This is a genomic window from Terriglobia bacterium, assembly GCA_020073205.1.
Lineage (GTDB): Bacteria > Acidobacteriota > Polarisedimenticolia > Polarisedimenticolales > JAIQFR01 > JAIQFR01.
Genome location: JAIQFR010000014.1, coordinates 19,948 through 37,993 on the forward strand (window position 1 = coordinate 19,948; position 18,046 = coordinate 37,993).

General features: G+C 71.7%; 17 protein-coding genes. 3 read left to right on the top strand and 14 right to left on the bottom strand.

Annotation, left to right across the window (positions count from 1 at the left end; translation table 11 throughout):
• Window positions 1-21: 21 nt before the first annotated feature.
• The 9 genes from LAO51_04880 to xseA form a co-directional block, all read right to left on the bottom strand.
• Complete coding sequence (locus tag LAO51_04880; GenBank protein ID MBZ5638077.1) at window positions 22-2,649, bottom strand: lantibiotic dehydratase family protein; 2,628 nt, start codon at window positions 2,647-2,649, stop codon at window positions 22-24.
• A gap of 50 nt (window positions 2,650-2,699) precedes the next feature.
• A complete protein-coding gene (locus LAO51_04885) occupies window positions 2,700-5,225 on the bottom strand; it encodes a bifunctional YncE family protein/alkaline phosphatase family protein (GenBank protein ID MBZ5638078.1) in 2,526 nt (841 codons plus the stop codon).
• A gap of 32 nt (window positions 5,226-5,257) precedes the next feature.
• Window positions 5,258-6,004 (bottom strand): hypothetical protein, encoded by a 747-nt coding sequence (locus LAO51_04890; GenBank protein ID MBZ5638079.1) that lies wholly within the window; start codon window positions 6,002-6,004, stop codon window positions 5,258-5,260.
• Between the two features lie 38 nt (window positions 6,005-6,042).
• The gene (locus tag LAO51_04895; protein ID MBZ5638080.1) at window positions 6,043-6,537 is read right to left on the bottom strand and encodes a hypothetical protein; all 495 of its coding nucleotides are present in this window, start codon (window positions 6,535-6,537) and stop codon (window positions 6,043-6,045) included.
• The gene (locus LAO51_04900) at window positions 6,534-7,049 is read right to left on the bottom strand and encodes an RNA polymerase sigma factor (protein ID MBZ5638081.1); all 516 of its coding nucleotides are present in this window, start codon (window positions 7,047-7,049) and stop codon (window positions 6,534-6,536) included. The genes LAO51_04895 and LAO51_04900 overlap by 4 nt, the downstream gene beginning before the upstream one ends.
• A gap of 155 nt (window positions 7,050-7,204) precedes the next feature.
• A complete protein-coding gene (locus LAO51_04905) occupies window positions 7,205-7,936 on the bottom strand; it encodes a hypothetical protein (protein MBZ5638082.1) in 732 nt (243 codons plus the stop codon).
• Between the two features lie 71 nt (window positions 7,937-8,007).
• Complete coding sequence (locus LAO51_04910; protein ID MBZ5638083.1) at window positions 8,008-9,084, bottom strand: tRNA-dihydrouridine synthase family protein; 1,077 nt, start codon at window positions 9,082-9,084, stop codon at window positions 8,008-8,010.
• Window positions 9,085-9,348 carry an exodeoxyribonuclease VII small subunit gene (gene xseB / locus LAO51_04915; GenBank protein ID MBZ5638084.1) on the bottom strand — a complete coding sequence of 88 codons (264 nt, stop codon included), beginning with the start codon at window positions 9,346-9,348 and terminating at the stop codon, window positions 9,085-9,087.
• A gap of 4 nt (window positions 9,349-9,352) precedes the next feature.
• On the bottom strand, window positions 9,353-11,152 hold the full coding sequence (gene xseA, locus LAO51_04920) for an exodeoxyribonuclease VII large subunit (GenBank protein ID MBZ5638085.1): 1,800 nt from the start codon (window positions 11,150-11,152) through the stop codon (window positions 9,353-9,355).
• A 246-nt stretch (window positions 11,153-11,398) separates the two neighbouring features.
• On the opposite strand from xseA, the gene LAO51_04925 reads away from it, so the two are divergent.
• Window positions 11,399-11,587 carry a 4Fe-4S binding protein gene (locus LAO51_04925; protein ID MBZ5638086.1) on the top strand — a complete coding sequence of 63 codons (189 nt, stop codon included), beginning with the start codon at window positions 11,399-11,401 and terminating at the stop codon, window positions 11,585-11,587.
• A gap of 78 nt (window positions 11,588-11,665) precedes the next feature.
• On the opposite strand, the gene LAO51_04930 is transcribed toward LAO51_04925, so the two are convergent.
• Window positions 11,666-12,802, bottom strand: coding sequence for a cysteine desulfurase (locus tag LAO51_04930; protein MBZ5638087.1), 1,137 nt, complete (start codon window positions 12,800-12,802; stop codon window positions 11,666-11,668).
• A gap of 119 nt (window positions 12,803-12,921) precedes the next feature.
• On the opposite strand from LAO51_04930, the gene LAO51_04935 reads away from it, so the two are divergent.
• Window positions 12,922-13,452: an NUDIX hydrolase gene (locus LAO51_04935; protein MBZ5638088.1), complete on the top strand. Its 531-nt coding sequence runs from the start codon at window positions 12,922-12,924 to the stop codon at window positions 13,450-13,452.
• A 21-nt stretch (window positions 13,453-13,473) separates the two neighbouring features.
• Here the strand turns inward: LAO51_04935 and LAO51_04940 are convergent, their stop codons facing one another.
• From LAO51_04940 to LAO51_04950, 3 genes are all read right to left on the bottom strand, one after another.
• A complete protein-coding gene (locus tag LAO51_04940; GenBank protein ID MBZ5638089.1) occupies window positions 13,474-14,238 on the bottom strand; it encodes a TatD family hydrolase in 765 nt (254 codons plus the stop codon).
• Between the two features lie 92 nt (window positions 14,239-14,330).
• Window positions 14,331-14,756: a hypothetical protein gene (locus tag LAO51_04945; GenBank protein ID MBZ5638090.1), complete on the bottom strand. Its 426-nt coding sequence runs from the start codon at window positions 14,754-14,756 to the stop codon at window positions 14,331-14,333.
• Window positions 14,757-15,049: 293 nt separating this feature from the next.
• Window positions 15,050-15,715, bottom strand: coding sequence for an HAD-IB family phosphatase (locus LAO51_04950; GenBank protein ID MBZ5638091.1), 666 nt, complete (start codon window positions 15,713-15,715; stop codon window positions 15,050-15,052).
• Window positions 15,716-15,934: 219 nt separating this feature from the next.
• Here LAO51_04950 and LAO51_04955 point away from each other — a divergent pair, with 219 nt between their 5' ends.
• Window positions 15,935-16,126 (top strand): hypothetical protein, encoded by a 192-nt coding sequence (locus LAO51_04955; protein ID MBZ5638092.1) that lies wholly within the window; start codon window positions 15,935-15,937, stop codon window positions 16,124-16,126.
• 12 nt (window positions 16,127-16,138) lie between these two features.
• Here LAO51_04955 and LAO51_04960 read toward each other — a convergent pair whose 3' ends face one another.
• Window positions 16,139-18,043: a DUF3858 domain-containing protein gene (locus tag LAO51_04960; protein ID MBZ5638093.1), complete on the bottom strand. Its 1,905-nt coding sequence runs from the start codon at window positions 18,041-18,043 to the stop codon at window positions 16,139-16,141.
• Window positions 18,044-18,046 lie beyond the last annotated feature (3 nt).

The window sequence follows — 18,046 nt, forward strand, 5'->3', positions numbered from 1 at the left end:
AAGCGAGCTCCGATCAAGAACCTACCACACCTTCCCGGTGTCCCGATGCGCCCGAGAAGGCGACGCGAGGTCGGCGCCCTGAAGATGGACGAGGAACTCCGTCGCGTAGCGGCCGGTCTCGTCGGCGATCCAGAGTCCGTCCGGATCCGGCAGCATCTCGGTCACGTGGAGGTCGGATGGCGCCTCGGGTCCCGCGCCGGCCGCCCTGCGCTCCAGGATCTCCACGAACACGGGGGACTCGAGATCGAGGTACCTGGGCTTGGGGTTCGACGAGCTGTGAACGAACACGTGCCGGGGGATCCCGTGGCGACGACGCCAGCGGGAGATCTCCATGAAGTAACCCGCCTCGTCGGCCGCGCGGGAGCCTCGGGCCGGCGCGGGCCACTCGCCGGCGCGAAACGACCAGCGCTCGCGGAAGAGGACCATCCGGCCCGATACGAACCGCGGCCACCGGGTGACGCCCTCGGCGTCGAACCCCGGAAAGTAGCCGAGGGGCTGGAGCCCCTGCTGGCCGACGTGGATGAGGAACGAGATGACCCCGACGGGGTTGACGCCGCTGTTGATCACGGGAATCACCTCGTCCCCGGTGCGCGGCCAGCGCAGCACGAAGCGCTCTCTCTCGCCGTCCCAGCGCACGAGCAGCTCGCGCATCGGAATGACCTCCGCTCCGGCCGACGCCTTCTCTCCCGGTAGCTCGATCTCGTGCCTGAAGATCGACGGCCTGAGGCCCGCGTTGGCGGTGCGGTAGCTGTGGTTGTACGTCAGCTCCGCCAGCACGGCGCCGGGCCGGTCGAGGTAGGCCCAGCCGCGCCTCAGCTCCTCCACCACGAGGTTCCGGCCGGAAGGTCTCCCGCCTCCCAGCAGCCGGGCGAAGCGAGCGAGGGCGAGTCCGGTCCCCTGGAACAGCGCGCTCAGCACGAGGCGGTAATCGCCGCGTGCGACGTGATCGACGTCCCGCGCCGCGACGTGGAACAGCACGCCGCACGACCAGGGCGGCTCGGGGAAATCCCCGACCAAAGCGGCGAGATCGCCATCCGTGATCTCGACCTCGCCGCCGGGGCTCGTCACCCGCGCCCGACCGGCGAACCACTCCCGAGCGCGCCGCAGCGCGTCCGAGGCCTCCCCGGTCCCGCTCGCCCGCTTCGCGACCCGACTCGGATCGGGAAACGCCGCCGGACGGTGCTTGTCCTCGGCCTCGAAGATCCCGTGGTACACCTCGAGCAGGTTGACGTCGGTGTCCGCCGGAAAGGTCTCGAGGAATCGGGCGGCGAGGGACGAGCGGTAGATCCTCTCCGGGTAGATCGCGGTGAACAGCCGGACGTACGGCGCGAGACCCGCGCGGACCTCCTCGATCATCGAGCCCGGCAGCCGGACGTCGAGCGCCGACGCGGCGTCGAGACGGAGCAGCTCGTCGAGCTTGAGCGGCCGGACGTGCGGGAGCGACTCCATGTTCCGCGCGATGCCCTCCGCCGCACCGGCACGTGCCGGTCCGGCGAGACGCGCGAGGGAATCCACGGCTTCCTCGATCTCCTCGACGACCGGGAGCCAGGGAGGCTCGCACTCCCGGCTCCGGCACGCCGCGGCCAGCTCCCTGAGGGGCCGCGGTGCGTTGTAGGGAAGCTCGACCTCGGCGATGAGGAGGCCGCGCTCGACGAGCTGGCGGTAGAAGGGCTCGAGGTCCTGAAGCTCGAGCCCGGAGCGCCGCGCCACCGCGTCGAGCAGTCCCGGCACGTTCCGTCCGCCTCGCGCCGCCTCCTCGAGGAACGCCCGCACGACGTCCTGGCTCTTCACGCGGGCCCGCACCTCGTCGTCCTCGGGATCGCGCATCGACGCCGGCTTCCAGTACGTGAAGCCTCCCTCCACCTCCCTCAGTGTCGGGTTCGGACGGGGCTCAATCGCGCGATCGACCGCGGGATCGATCGCGAGACATGCCGCGACCTTGCGGGCCTCCGCGACGTTCAGCAGCACGTCCACGCCGGCGATGTCGGGGCGGCCGAGGACGGTCAGCGGGCCTTCGCCGATCTCCGCGAGGGCCGTCGCGCAGAAGAGGCCGTTCGGGCTCGTCTTCGTGCAGAAGCGCGCCAGATAAGCCACCGCCTTGCCGGCCAGATGTCGCTCCTTGTGCCCCCACGCCGCCGGATCGCGCCCGCGGAGTCGCCGCACCCCGTCGAGGAGGGAGCGGCTCGCGAGCCAGACGCCCTCCTCGATCAAGGGGTCGGCGACGGCGTCCACCACCGCGGAGCGCGCCCGGAGGAGGTCCTGGCCCCAGGCCTCGCGGCACTCGCCCTCGAGAGCGTCACGCCGGCTCAGTTCGGCGGCGTGCGCCTTGAGATCGGCAACGACATCCGGCGGGAGGACGCGACGCGCCGCCTCGATCTCCGCGTCGCACGGCCGGCGACCGTTGTGGAGGTCACGTCGAACTCCCAGCACCGCCATGCGGCGGCGGGCCCGCACGGGGTCGGGAGCGGCATCGTGTTCCCCCGCGGCCCGGTACAGCGCGTCCTCGAGCGCCTTGGCGCGAGCGGCGAGCGCTTCCTCCACGCGGAGCAGGTCATCGACCAGGGCGAGGGACCGCCGGGCGCGGAACGGCTCCAGCGACTCGAAGGGGCGGGTCGCGATCCGGAGGAGTCCGAGCGGATACGGGCTCAAGGCAAGCCCCCCTCCCGTCTTCGCGGGAACGACGCGCGGGGAAGCCCGGGTCAGTCGGGATCCTCCGGCTCCATCTTCGGCCGGATGAAGGCGGCGCGAACCGGCGGCGGCATCGGCGACGCGGCGCCCCTCACCGACTTCCAGAGGATCTCGTTCAGCTCCTGCTCGGGGGCGAGGTCGGCCTCCGCGAGGTTCATGCGCGAGGAAGCCGAAGCGCCCCACGACCGGAGATCGTTCCGCTCCGCGAGATCGATCCGTGCCGGCCGGGCTTCGAACGGCGCCGGCGACGGGACCGGCTGGAACGCACCGTACATCGGCGCCGCGGCCGCGTCGTACTGGCTCATCGGCGGGAGCCCCAGGATGAGCTCCATGGTGCGCAGCATGCCCGACGTGGTGTAGAGGGTGCTGTCCACCGCCCCGCGCCGCGAGTAGGGGCTGACGACGAACGCGGGAGACCGATGGGCGTCGACGTGGTCGGGACCGTCCTGGGCGTCGTCCTCGAGCACGAAGATCGCGGACTCCTTCCAGTATCGGCTGTTCGAGATCGCCTCGACCACGCGGCCCAGCGCGACGTCGTTCTCGGCGACCATCGCTCGCGGCGTCGGATATCCCGGGGAGGTCCCCGCGGTGTGGTCGTTGCCGAGCCGGAGGATGCTCAGCGAGGGGAGCCTGCCGTTCTTCTCGAACTCCCGGAACTCCCGGAGCCACACGTCGACCCGCTTGCCGTCGGGGATCGTGAGGTCGTAGGGGGGATAGCCGGGGTGGACCCGGCCGGCGAGGCCGGGCACCGTGGCGACGACCTCACCTTGGCCGGAGTCGTGCTCCTCTTCGGGATCGGGCCCCCGCTTGGTGAACTCGCCGTACGACCGGACGGAGACCCCCGCCCTCCGGCAGGCGTCCCAGATGTATCCGTTCTGGGGCGCGGTGACGTTGCCGTAAGGGTTCCGGCCCGCGCCGCTGCCCATGCTGAGGAAACGGCCGCCGCGGCGGCCGTAGTACGTCGGCCACAGTTTCTCGATGAAGTCCGTCGCGTAGGCGCCCGTCGAGAACGCGTGGCCGTCGTAGCTGACCTCGGCGTCCACGTAGAAGCCGTCGAGGGTCACGAACTCCCGGGCCAGCGCGTGCGCGTTCGGCGTCACGTCATCGCCGAAGAGGCAGAGCGTGGGATCGCCATTGCCGAGTCCGAGGTCGCCGAGGATCTGGTCATACGTGCGGTTCTCGCGGATGACGTAGAACACGTGCTTGATCGGTGACGGTTCGCCGACCTTCCCGGGAACCGGCGAAGCCGCGGGAGCGCCGGCGGGAGCGAGCCGGGTCGCGTCGCTGTACGGCGTCAGGGAGTAGACGGTGTCCGTCATCCTCTTCAGAACTGCGGCATCGGGCACGGGCAGGGTCGACAGCGTCCCCTGGAGCATGGCGGCGATGTACTGTCCGTCCGCGCCCGGTATGCCCGGATGTCCCGAGCGCGGGTTCGGCGCGGACGTCAGGCCCTTTCCGCTCAGGACGAAGATCCTGGAGCCGTCGCGGCTGAAGCTCGCGGCGGTCGGATACCACCCGGTGGGGATGAACCCCTCGACCCTCGCGCCGCCGGCCGCGCCGACGTCCACCACGGCCACCGTGTTGTTGTCGGCGTTCGCCACCAGGAGGCGCCTCCCGTCCGGCGACAGGCCCAGGGCATTCGGTGTCGAGCCCGGCGGCGCCTCCGGGTAAAGCGCGATGGCGATCTGCTCGACGGCCTTCCCGGCCGCGAGATCGACGACCCAGACCGAGTTGGTGTTCGCGCACGCGACGAAGAGACGCTTGGCGTCCTTCGAGAGGACCATCGCGTTCGGATGTTCGCCGACCGGGAACGCTCCCCGGGTGGCGAGGGTCGTCGCGTCGAGCGAGAGCACCTTCGCCCCTCCCCAGACCGACACGTAGACCGTGCCTCCGTCGGGGGACACCAGGCACGTGTAGGGCTCGGCGGGGAGGCTCGCGTTGGCGCTCACGCGCCCCGTCTCGAGATTGAGGAGCGCGATGGACGAGCCCAGCACGTCCACCGCGTACGCGCGTGTCCCGTCCGGCGAGACCGCGACGCCGCCCAGGAAGCTGGCTGCCCCCGCGGCGGGACGGCTCGAGGCCGTTCCCGGCTTCGCGAGGTCCCGCCCGATCGCGAAGGTCGCTCCCTGCTTTAGCTTTCCCGGCGAGTACAGGATCTCGAGGATCGCGTCGTGGCCGCCGGAGGACGAGTAGAGCCGCTTCCCGTCCGGGTGCCAGGCGAGGCCGAGCCAGGCGTGGTCCAGCGGGAGTTTCTGCCGCACGAAGCCGCGCTTCAAGTCCACCAGCGTGAGCGAAGGCTTCGTGTAGCCGTTGTTGGTCACGACCAGGAAATCGCCGTCCGGCGACTCCAGCATGTTGAGCGGGAGGTCGCCGATCGGGAGATGGCGCCCGGCGGGGGAGATCTTCCATCCGTTGGGCAGGAGCGTGACGCCGCCGCCGAGGCTCCCGGGGCGCATCGGAGCCCCGGGCCCCGATGCCGCGCCGGCGAGCACGAGCACGGCGGCGCCGATCAGGATCAGGGCACGCGAGCGTCGCATGGGAGGATTCTATACGACGCCGCTTCGTGCCCTCACTTCACCGCGGTGAGCAGCACCACCAGCGCCTTGTCGCCGCCGTCGAGCTTCGAGGTCCCGAGGACCACGGTTTCGCCCACGCTCACGGTGAGCGACGTGGAGAGGATCATCTTGGATTGCGGCTTGCCTTCGGCGCCCTCCGGGGCGAGCGTGGTCTTCACCAGCTCGAACCGCTCGACGACGAGCGGGGCGCCGGACGCCGGGTCGCCCCTGAACCTGAGCTCCGCCGCATAACCCGTCGAGCCGCCGAGCGCGATCTCCGCCCTGGACGACGTGCGGAACCACCCGGTGTCGATCAGGCGGAAGCTCCGGTAGGGTAGGAACCCCTTGAGACCCTCGAGAGCCTTCCGGGCGCCTTCCGGCAGGACGTCGTCGCTCGGCCCTTCCTTCGCCGCCTCGAGGAGCAGGAGCTCAAAGGTCTGCGTCGGCGGAGGCGCGTCCATCTCCTTGAGAGCCGCCGCGATCGCGGCGTGGGTCTTCTCGTCGGCCTGGATCTGGATGTAGAGCTTGTCCTCGTACATCGAGCCCAGGCAGCTCCGGCCGTTTCGCATGACCTGACACTGGTTCTGCGCGATGGTCCAGGCGTCGCGAGGAGCGAGGTACTGGAACCGGTGCATGCGGGCGACGGTGTTGGCGGAGACGTCCTGCGAGCTGGGCGTGTTCTCCTGTTCCGCCACCGCCGCGACGGCGAGAAGCGGGCAGAGCAGGAGGATCGATGCGATTCGCGGAGCCACGCGCGACATGGTCTTTCTCCTTCTCGAGGCGCGGTGCCGGCCTCGGATCAAAGCTTGAACTCCGGGTCGAGCTTCCAGATGACCCGCGTGCCGTTGGGCGTCGTGAACTGGACGAGGAGCGGAGCGCGCTGTGCTTCGCCGCCGGACGGAAGCCGCGCCGCGGTGCCCGCCCGCCGTCGCGCCGCGGGACGGGCGGGCCGCACCGCGACGACGTCCGGGACCTCACGGGGCTTCACCGGGGACGCGGCCGGCGGCGCCTCCAGGGTCTTCGCGACGGTCGGGGGTGCCGTCCCGTGTCCGGTGACGTCCGCCGGACCGCGGAGCATCTCGCGGCCGGCGAGCATGACCACCGCGACCGCGACGGCGGCGGCGGCCCACGCGAGCCAGGGGACCCGCGCCTGCCGCCCCTCCGCGGCCGTGAGGACCGTCCGGCGCATCCTCGCCACGTCGTGAGGCGGAAGCGCGCGGCCGTCGCCGGCGGGATCGCCTCGCCGGAGGACGGCCCGGAGCTCCGGGTCGTCGGGTCCGCGTTCGAGGGTCATCGCTCGTCCCTCCTCCTTCCGGATAGCAGGCCCTCGCCGAGAATCCGGCGCAGATCGGCTCGGCCCACGTGGAGATGCCATCGCACCGTGACCGGCGCGATCCTGAGCAGCCTCGCGACCTCCCGGACTTCCAGCCCCTCGATCTCGTGGAGGACGACGACCGCCCTGCGTCGAGGCGCGAGGGTCGCGAGCGCCGATTGCACGGCGACGCGGATGGCGCTCTCGGACTCCGGGTCCGTCCCGTCGCCATCGACCGCCACCTCGAGCCGCGCCCGCGCTCGGACGGCCGCACGCCGGCGTAGATCCCGGCAGAGATTCACCGCCGTCCGAACGAGCCACGCCTCGCAGCCCTCCGCGCTCCGCGGAAGGGATGAGAGGCTCCGCGCCGCGCGGAGGAACGTCTCCTGCACGAGATCGCGCGCGTCCTCGGAATCGCGGGAGAGCCTTCGGGCCAGGCGGTAGAGCCGCTCGTGATGTGCGTCGAACAGCTCTCCCAACCTTTCCGTCGTCAAGCCCACCTCCGCGGCATCGAGGGTGTCGCGGCTCGCCGTCAGAATCTGTTCCACACTCTAACAGACGCGCGAGCACCGGCAGGCGTTGGGCGGATTGGCGGACGGAGATCCGAGCGCGGGAAGGAAGGCACGTTCTCGAATGAAGTGGGCGGCCCTCACGCCCCCTTTCTCAGGGACTTCACCATCCGCTCGAACGCCGCTCGCTGGGCGCGGGCGGTCTTCTCCGGAGCGGTGAGCTTGAAGAACCAATTCGCGTCGGGGCCTTCGGCGATCGCGCCGAGCAACATGTGGCCCGGCTTCTCCTCGGCGGCGCCCATCCCCATCGTCATGCCGCCCGAGTAGGTGCCCGCGACCTCCACCTCGATCACCTTGAGGTTGCCGACGTCGAATGCCGACATCTTCGCCTCGCCCTTCGCCGGGCTCCCGTCGGCCTTCTTGAACTGGGACGCCCAGCGCTCCACGTTCGACTGCGGGTCGCCACCCTGCCCGGGGCCGAAGTAGAAGACCACGCACTCGCCGTCGCCGCCGGGTCCGGGGACCCGGTATTGCGCCTTGCGCATCGGCGACGAGGGCGGCTCCTCGATCCAGTCCTTCGGCGCCGTCCAGACCAGAGCCGTCGCGCCGGTCCCGGCGCCGGGCGCCGGAGGGACGAGGGTCGCCGTCGGCTGAGGCGTCCCTTCGATCGGCGGGTGGCCGGGAGGAAGCTGGCCTGCCGCGTCGTGGGATGGAGCCGCCGGGGCCGAGACGGGGGGCGGCTGCTGCGCCGAGGCGGCGATGGGCTCCTCTCGCGTCTCGAGATGCGGGGCCCCTGCACCGCCGCCGCACGACGCGGCGACGGAGAGGAGCGCGGAGGAGAGGACCACGAGAACCGCCGACCTCGAGAGCATGGCTGGACCTCCTGTTCCGATCGAGCGGCCCATTCTCTCATCCGGACGCGGCTCGCGCGAGGGCACGGGGATCAGCCGAGCACCGCGGCCTTGAACGCGCGCGGCGCGTCCGGTCCCGCCGGGGGCGGAGGAGCCGGGGGGAGGCCGTCCACGAGCCAATCGCACAGCGCCTCGGTGGCGGGCAGGTCGGCTCGGCAGAGCCACTCTTCGATCTCGCCGGTAGGCTGCGCGCCCCACTCCCGGGGGTCGTCCGAGTTGACCGCCTCGAGGCCGGCTCCGCGCCGGTAGCGCCGGAAGAAGTCCTGGTGGAACGTCAGGAACTGACGGGCGCGGGTCCGCCCGCGCTCGTCGGAGCCGAAGTGCTCGAGGCACAGCTCGGCATAGCGCCGTACCACCGACAGGCGCTCGTCGGGCCCCGGGACGATGTCCCGCCGCTCGGCGAACTCCCGGAAGATCCACGGCTTCGCCAGCGCCCAGCGTCCCACCATCACCGAGGCGCAGCCGCTCTCCTCCATCCGCCGCGCGGCGTCGCGCCAGGTCATGACGTCCCCGTTCCCGATCACGGGAACCGTGAGGCGCTCCGCCAGCTCGCGGACGACGTTCCAATCCGCCGCGCGGCGGTATCGCTGTGCCCGGCTCCTCGGGTGCAGCGTCACCGCGTCCGCCCCCGCGTCCTGCGCCGCGAGCGCGATCTTGAGCGCCGTCGGCCGGTCCTCGGACCAGCCGAGCCGCATCTTCACCGTGACCGGAACCGGCACCGCGGCCTTCATCGCGGCGACGAGCGCCGCGACCCTCGAGGGTCTCTCGAGGAGGGCCGCGCCGAACCCGCGCCTCGTGACCTCGTCGGTCGGGCAGCCGAGGTTCAGGTCCACGAAGTCCGCGCCGAGATCCGCCGCGATCCGCGCGGCCTCGGCCACCGCCTCCGGGTGCTTCCCCGCGACCTGAGCCCCGAAATTCCGCTCCGAGGGATGGCGCCTCAGAAGCGCCAACTCGCTCCGCTCCCGCTTCGCGACCTTGTGCGCGTACGCCATCTCGCCGAGGACCACCTCGGCGCCCCATTCCGCCGCGAGCCGGCGAAACGGGAGATCGGTCCCACGCGCCATCGGCGCCATCACGAGGCGCCCGCGGAACATCTCGCCGCCGGCCATCTAGAAAGGCGGCTCCTCGCCGCCCTCCGCCGCCGCCTCGGCGGGCGTCTCGCGTTCGAGCTGCTCCGTGATGGTGCGGACCTGCACCTCGGCGGCGTGGATCTTCTCGCGGCAGAGCGTCGCGAGCTCCGCGGCCTCCTTGACCAGGCCCGAGAGCTCGTCGATGTCCACCTGCCCCTCCTCGATCTTCCCGAGGATCTCCTCGAGGCGGGCCGCCGCCTCGCCGTAGGAGAGCTCCTTCGCCGCCTTCGTGGACTTCGCCATTCGCCTACCCCCCGCCTTCCTCCGCCTCGCTCCCGAGGGAGCGCAGCGTGAGCCGTCCCCGCTTGAGCTCCGCGAGGACCGAGGTCCCCGCCGGAGCGGCCGCGGCCTCCGTGAGCACCCCCCCTGCCGCGACCCTGAGGATCGCGTATCCGCGCTCCACCACCCGCCGCGGATCCACGAGGTGCAGCCGACGCGCGCGGCCGTCGGTTCGCTCCGCCTCGAGCCCGAGCCGCCGCAGCCCTCGCGGGCCGAGCGCGGCGGCGAGTTCCGTGACCGTCCTCGCGGCCGCGGCCAGGTCCCTCCGCGCGCCTTGAACCACCTGCCTCCCGGACTGCGCGAGCATCATGCGCCGGCGCTCGAGCAGGAGCAGCGCGGCTCGGGGGAGCGCGGCGGCGCGGCGCGCGACATCGCCCAACGCCGCCGCGAGGAGGGACCTCGTGGCGCGGACCGCGCGCATCCTCACGTGGGCCAGCTCGGTCGCCTCCCGCTCCAGGAGGCCGCGCGCCGCGTGGGCCAGGCGCCGCGTCCGGTCGGCGAGCGCCTGGGCCTCCTCGCGCGTGACGTCGGCCGCACCCCCGAGGATCGCGCGGGCGGCGGCCTCGATCCTCTCCTCGGTCTCGCGGACCCGGTCCACCAGGCGTGCCGCGGCCGCCGTCGGCGTCTTCGAGCGCCAACCCACGAAGTCCAGCACCGACTGGTCCTGCTCGTGCCCGATCCCGATCAGGACCGGGAGCGGGAACGCCGCCACCGCCCGGCCCAGCGGCTCGGAGTCGAACCACGCGAGATCGGTGCGGGAGCCGCCGCCCCGACAGATCATCACGACGTCGAACTCGGCCAATCGCCGGCGGAACCAGTCCAGCGCGTTCAGGACCGACGGCTCGGTGGAGCGTCCCTGGACCCGAGCGCCGTGCACCGTCACACGGAACGCGAACCCCGACTCCTGGAGCGTGCGGACCACGTCGTTGAACGCGTCGGAGCCGAGGCTCGTGACGAGCCCCACGCGCAGCGGGAGGACGGGGAACGGGAGCGACGTGTTGAGCCCCAGGACCCCCAGCGCGGTCAGCCGGCGCACGATCTCCTCGCGCCGGCGCGCCGCCTCGCCGAGGGTGTATCCGATGTCGATCTCCACCACCCGGAAGCGGAATTGCCCCCAGGGCTCGTACAGCTCGACGCTCCCGCGGACGCGGACCGTCACCTCGTCCTCGAGCCGGAACGGTCCTCCCGCGGCGGCGAGCCTCGCCTCGATCTCCTGGCGGGCCTCGTCGAAGAGGACCGAGTTCACCTCCGCGACCGAGCGGCCCGCGGGGTCACGCTCGACCAGGTGGAACCCGACGATGCGGCGGTGCGCGCTCTTGTTGAATCCGCTGATTTCGCCCACGAGCCAGACCGGAGCGGGGAAGACGGCGGCCAGGGCGCGCTTCGCCTCGAGGTTGAGCCGCGACACGGTGTAGTCGTCGGCCGCGCCGCGAGACGGACCGGCCGCAGGCAGGGGATCCCCGCCGTCGGCCGCCGCCTCGAAAAGCCCCGGCGGCGCCGGCCCGGCCGCGGACCGCGCAGGCGACTCGATCGCACGCGTCCCGCCTTGCCCCAGGTAGAGGGAACGGGTGGCTTCGTCGAGGTCGAATCCCTCGGGGCCTAGGAGGTCCACGAGCGGGACCACATCCCCCTCGGGAACCCACCAGTACTTCTCGACGGCGTTCCAGCGCCGGTTAGGAAGCGTCTTCACCAGGTCCACGAGCCGGCGATCGAAGGAGAACCGGATCCTCAAGGCCCCCTGGCCGTCGTGGAACACCTGCCGGCTCATGCTGGGAATCCCCTCGTCACCGAACGTGCTGAGCGCCGCCCGCGTACTGTACCGGCGCCGTCAGCCTCTCGCAATCGCCACGATTGAGGACAATTGTTGTCCAGTTAAGCTATTCGAAACACTTGACTTAGGTCGCCGCGATGACCTCGGCGGTTTCCTCGGTGCGGTATGTTGGTCGCCCGCTTCCCGGACAGCCGGCAGGGGAGGCGGCCCGCACCGGATGCCGGCCGAGAGGAGAGACGTTCCATGGCCATGATGATCACCGAAGAGTGCATCAACTGCGGCGCTTGTGAGCCGGAGTGCCCGCGCGAGGCGATCACCGAGGGAGACGACCGGTACGTGATCGACGCCTCGAAGTGCACCGAGTGCAAGGAAGATGGGGACAGCAAGTGCATCCCTGTCTGCCCGGTGGACTGCATCCTGAAGACGGAGTAACCCGGCAGCCGCTCGTGAGCGTACGACGCCGGAGAGGGCGGGGCGACGTCCCCGCCCTTCGCGTCCCTGACCCCGAACCTACCCGATCGATGCCGCCGCCGAGGCGATCCGCTCCGCGGCCAGATCCACCTGCTCGAGGGTGGTCGTGCGCCCCGTGGTGAGACGCAGGGTGCAGCGCGCCACGTCGGGATCGACACCCATGGCGAGGAGGACTCGCGACGGCTCCGTGCCGCCCGAATGGCAGGCCGCGCCCGCCGAAGCCGCAACCCCTTCGAGCCCGGCGAGGAGCGTGTTCGCGTCCACCCCGGGAATCGCGGCGGACAGGGTGTTGGGGAGCCGGTCGGCGTGCGCGCCGTGCACCACGAGGCTCGGGAAACGGGCCCGCAGCGCGGCCTGGAGCCGGTCGCGCGTCGTTGCGAGGCGCGCGGCGCGTTCTCCGATCTCCCGGGAGGCGAGAGCACAGGCGGCACCGAGTCCGACGATCCCGGGGATGTTCTCCGTGCCGGCGCGGCGGCCCGCCTCGTGGCCGGCGCCCCTCAGGAACCCGGCGAAGGGCGTTCCCCGGCGGAGGTAGAGCGCGCCGATTCCCTTCGGGGCGTAGAGCTTGTGCCCGGCCACGGTCAGCAGATCGACCCCCAGGTCGTCGGTTCTCACGGGGATCTTCCCGACGGATTGCGCCGCGTCCGTGTGCACCGGGATGCCGCGCGCCCGGGCGACCGCGGCGGCTTCCCGGACCGGCTGCACGACCCCGGTCTCGTTGTTCGCGTGCATCAGCGAAACCAGGACCGTTTCGGGACGAAGCGCCGCCTCGATCTCCGCCGGGGCGACTCGCCCGTCGGAATCAACTCGGACACGGCTCACCGACCAGCCGCGCCCCTCGAGGTACCTGGCAGCTTCCTCGACGGCCGGATGCTCGATCGCGGAGATCACGAGGTGCCGTCCGCGCCGCTCGAGCGCTTCCGCGACGCCGATCACCGCCGCGTTGTCGGACTCGGTGCCTCCGCTGGTGAACACGATCTCGTCCGGGCGGGCGCCGAGGAGCGATGCGACCCGATCCCGGGCCTCTTCGACCGCCTCCCTCGCTCGCGTCCCGTAACGGTGGGCCGACGACGGGTTTCCCCAGGCGTCCCGCAACGCGGCTCGGACCGCATCGAGGACTTCCTCCGCCACCGGGGTCGTGGCATTGAAATCGAGGTAGATCGGTTCGTCTTCCAATCGGACGTCCTTCGGGAACCCGGAGGTCCATTATCGCCGGGGCACCGCCCGGATCACCACCCCGCAAGGCGCGGCTGCATAATGAAGCCTCGTGCCGGGCCGAGCCCGGGGGAGCGAGCATGGACGAGACCGAGGTCCTCGAAAAACGCGGCGTGTTCAAGGGGCGCGTGGTCGATCTCTCGGTCGAGCGGATCCGCCTGCCCAACGGCAACGTCTGCGAGCTGGAGCTGATCCGGCATCCCGGGGCCGCGGCCGTGGTCCCGGTGGACGACGCCGGGAACGCCCTCCTGATCCGCCAGTACCGGCACGCGACCGGCGGCTACCTCCTGGAGGTTCCCGCGGGCAAGCTCGATCCCGGCGAAGCTCCCGAGACGTGCGCGCGCCGCGAGGTCGAGGAGGAGACGGGCTACCGGCCGGGCGAGCTCCTTCCTCTCGGCTGGATCTGGACGACGCCCGGCTTCACCGACGAGAGGATCTGGCTCTACGTCGCCCGCGGCCTGGCCCCCACGAGACAGGACCTCCAGAACGACGAGGTGCTCACGGTCGAGCGCGTCCCCCTCGAACGCGCGGTCTCGTGGGCCGAAACCGGCGAGATCCAGGACGCCAAGTCGATCTGCGCCCTCCTCAGGGCGTCGCGCATCCTACGCTGAGGGGGGGGCGATCCCGACCCGTCACGGGCGGGTGATCCCGAAAAGACGGCGGGCGTTCTCGGTCACCGACTCGGCGACCTCCTCCACGGAAACGTCCTTGATCCCGGCCACGGCCGCCAGGGCGACCGCGAGGTTCGCCGGCTCGTTTCGCTCCCCCGCCGCGGGCCCCAGCACGGGACTGTCGGTCTCGAGCAGGAGGCAGGACAGGGGAAGGTGTTTCGCGAGCTTCTGTTTCTGGGGAGACCGGACGATCGACGGGGGGATCGAAAAGTAGTAACCGGCCTCCACCGCGGGTAGGGCCGTCCTGACCTTGCCATCGAACGCGTGGAGAACGACGCGGCGCGCCCCGCGGGCGAGCAGGAGCGCCACCGCGTCTCGCGACGCCGAGCGCGAGTGGACGTTCAGGGGCAGGTCGAGCTCGATCGAGAGGGCGACGAAGCGCAGGAAGATCTCCCGCTGGACCTCGCGGGCCGCCCCGTCCTGGACCTTCCAGTGGTCGAGCCCCACCTCGCCGATCGCCGCGAGGTCCCGCCGCCTTTCGCGCACGAGCGCCTCGAGCGCGTCCGCTTGCGGGCGGTCCAGGTGGACGGGGTAGAGCCCCGCCGCGGGAAGCACCGTGCCGGAGTACCTCGCGGCCAGCTCGAGGTTCTTGCGGGCATCGGCGAGGGTCTCGCCGACGGCGACCACCGCGGCGACCCCGGCCGCATGGGCCCTCTCGAGCACCGCGTCGAGGTCCGTGTCGAACGCCGCGTCACAGAGGTGCGCGTGGACGTCCGTGAGAAACACCCCGTTCCCCCCGTGGCGGGAAGCCCCGCCGGGACGCCAGGAGTATGCAGAATAGCGCGAGCCCGCTCCACCCGCGGTGGACGTGGGATGGCTCAGCGGCTCGCGAGCGCGAGGCGGAACGTCTCGCCGCGTTCCCGGTGTCGGTAGAGGAAGACCTCCGAGGGGTCCCGGCTCGTCGTGTAGCCGACGAGGAGCAGATGCCCCTTGGGGCTGCGCTCGAAGACCGCCGAGCCCGCCATGAACCCCGCCTCCCTCGGTACTCGCTGGGCCATGTGCATGCCGAGGTCCTCGACGCCCACGGTGATGCGGTCGATCGCGGTCGTGGGGTTGTAATCGCCGATGTGCCGCAGCGAGACGACCCCGGCGGGGAACATCCGGCCGTCGAGCTCGAACGGCTCGGGCACGTTCACGAGAAGGCGGTCGCCGGATGCGACCGCGGGGAGAAGGCAGCCGAGCGTGAGTGCCACGAGGATCCCCGCCGATTCGAGCCATCCCACTCGAGCCGATCTCGACAGCATCGCGTCCTCCTCGACCGGCGCGGCGATGCGGTTGCTCGCGCGTCGTCGGTCGCGAGGGCAGGGAGGAGCAACGCATGTGCCATGCTTGAAGGACGCATTCGTTCTCGGCTCCAGCCTCGCGACCGCGGACGACCGAGCGGGAGGGGCCACCAAAGCCCCGCAGGAGGGTAGGTCCTGAGGTTCCGAAACGGCCGCCCGCGCCGACGGCCAAAATGTGACACCCCCGGCGACACGAGGGTAATGACGAGGGGAGCGAGCGCGGCACGCGAACCGTTATCGGGACCGCCCGCGTCTCAACCCGCCGCGATCAGATGGGGCAGGACGTCGCGAAGGTCCGGCGATCGAACCACCGCGCCGGCGATCTCCTCGATCTCGCGGCACTTCGGGTTGAACGCCACCGTGAACCCCGCGATCCGAGCGGCCGACAGGTCGTTCGAGTGGTCGCCGACGAACGCGCAGCGGGACAGGGGCAGCCCCTCGCGAGACGCGATCACACGGAGCGCCTCGGCCTTCCCGTCCATGTCGAACGGCGTCGCCCACCAGGACGCGATGCGGCCCGCCTCGTCGAAGGCGAGCCGGTTCGTGTAGACGTCGTCGAACGGGTGATCGGGAAACAGCGTGTCGAGCAGCAGGTCGAGGGTGCCGGAGATCACCGCGAGCCGGGCGCCCTCGCGCTTCAGCGCGCCCATCGTTTCCCTCGCGCCGTCCACGAGCCGAAGCGGGCCGAAGGCGGTGATCAGGCCGTCCCGCGTCGCCCCCACGTCGCGCCAGGAGCCGATGTCGAGCGACACCCAGTCGGCGTAGGACAGCGTGCCCGCGTGGTACATTTCGAGCCGCTCGCGATTCCGGTCCCCGCTCCCGGTGAGCGCCTCGTTGAGCACCTGCCAGACGGTCTTCCCCTCCGGATGCTCCACGAGGGTCCCATCCACGTCGAACGCCACCAGGTCGAAGCGCCTCACCTGCTCTCCGCGGTCACCGGGCCCCGCGGCAGTCTATTACGCCGGGGTCGAGGCCCGCATGCCGGTCGGGCGCTCCCAGGACGCGCCGGCGCCTCGCGGCGGCCGCGGCCGGGTCGTCGGCGTATACTTGGATCGCATCCGGCACGGAACACCACGATCACCGGCTTCCCGGCGGCGGCGGTGTCGCGCCTCCGGGACCTGTCGCAAGGAGGTGGCGCCATGGCCGCGGTCATCGACCCCGAGACCCTCGACCGGCTTCGCACCATGACACCTCAACAGGCCTTTGAAGCCGCGAAGCAGGCGGTCTACGGAAGCGGAGCGGTCAGCTCCGAGGACTTCCTGGACGTCTACGAGCAGATGGTGGATGAAGGCATCCTCACCTGGGAGCAGGTGGACGCCTTCGAGGGCTGAGCCGGGTGCTCGTCACTCTCTCCGGCGCAGCAGCACCGTCCGGCCGCCCTCGGATTCGAGCGTCGAGACGAGCGCCCTCAGGTCCGCGTAACGCTCCGGCTCCACGACGGCGCCGGAGAGGACGAACTCCGTGCGCAGCGTCAGCTGCCGACCGTCCCTGCGCACGGTACGCGCCAGCGAGCCGGCGCCGTTCGAGATCGTCGCCTCGGCCGGGAGGGCGGCGACGTCGATCCCCTCCCCTAGGTCGAGGACCACCTCGACCGTCTCCGAGGCGGGAGCGGGGAGCACCAGCGGAAGCGTCCTCTTCCCGCGATGGACCTGGAGCGCCGCGCCGGAGATCGCGCCGGGCACGCGGGGGAGAGTGAGGCGCGCGAGTCCCGAGGGCGCGAACGGAAGCGAGCCGCCGGCGATCGTCGTGCGAATCGCGCTCAGCTCCGCGCTCCGGTGGCCGACGAAGACGTCCTTCGCCTTCGCGCCGCCGAAGGCCGATGCCACCCGCGCCGCGACGGGCGTCTCGCGGTCCTCGGAGCGGTCGAACGCCACCAGCGGGTTGTAGAGGCCGCCGAGGTCCAGGTCGGCCGACCCCGAGAGACCGACCTCGCGGTCCGACGCCGCGGCGGCGATCTCGGCGCGGAGCACGGCGCGATTCGAGAGGGGATCGAGTTCCGGCTGGGTCTCCGGCGCCTCCGAGGCCCCGTCCAGCCGGAGGACCGCGCGCCCCGCCAAGCTCGCGCGGTTGCGCCGGTCGAGCCCTGCGGCCGGGTCGAGCCAGACCGCGTGCGGTCCCGATCGGACCTCGACCCAGACCTCGTCGAGCTGAGGCAGGCAGGGGACGTCCCTCGCGATCTCGCGCTCCGATGCGGCCAGGGCGATCCTGGCCTCGAGCCCCAGGGCGCGGAGCATCGCCGCCAGCAGCACCGCCTTGTCCAGGGGATGGCCGACGCTGGACTTCAGCACCTCGCTCGCCGGCCGGACCGCGTAGTCGAACGCCGCGACCGGCCACGCGACGGTCTGGAGCCCGTCCACGACGAACCCGTGGACCCGCGAGATCCTCTCCTCGGGGAGCGCGCTACCCCCGGCGATCTCCTCGGCCTTGGCCTTCACCGACGCGTCGGGAGCGATCGCCGCCTCGACGCGCTTCTCGAGCCACGCGCGGGCTTCGGGCCAGCTCCGCGCGGTGCTGTACACGAGCCTCTCGACCCCGGCGCGGCCCGACGGCAGCTCCGCCAGGCTCGCGGCCGGGACGTCCCGCCGGCGGAACGTGGTGGAGACGCTCCCGCCGCGGGGCGCCGTCTCCGGGGTGAGCCGAGCCCGCACCGCCCCCCAACGGAAAGGCGTGCCCTCGGGAACCTCGATCGTCAAGGACTGGTCCAGCACCGGGAGATCGCCGCGGAGCTCCACCGTCCCCCAGAGCGGCACGCCGGAGGGGCTCCGATCGGAGACCGTATACGCGAGCACGGACGTCGCGCCGTGCTCGACGCCGACTTGGGGCACCACCATCTGGCGCAGGTACGCGTAAGGCACCGCCCACTGCAGCTCCGGCGCGGTGTTGGCGACGAGGCTGTTCTCCTTCGCGTCCCGGACCGTCCCGTCTTTCATGTAGGTGCGGGCCTGCTCGACGCGCATCTCGGAGCGGGCGTCGTTCCAGTCGATGCGGGGATCGAAGTACCCGTGCCGGGAGACCCATTCCTCCAGCATCTTGACGGCCGTCTCGCTGCGCCGCACGACCCTCCCGTCGGCGCCGAGGGTGAGGGCGAGGTGCTGCCGGAGCATCAGGCCGTCGTCGTCGGGCCGTGCATCGCGCCCGGGGGCGTCGGCGATCCAATCGGGGACGCTGCCGGGCGCGGCGCCCGTTGCGGGCGGCTGCGCCGCGAGGGCCACGGCGGCGAGGAGCGCGATCGCGGCGATCTTCGGCATGGC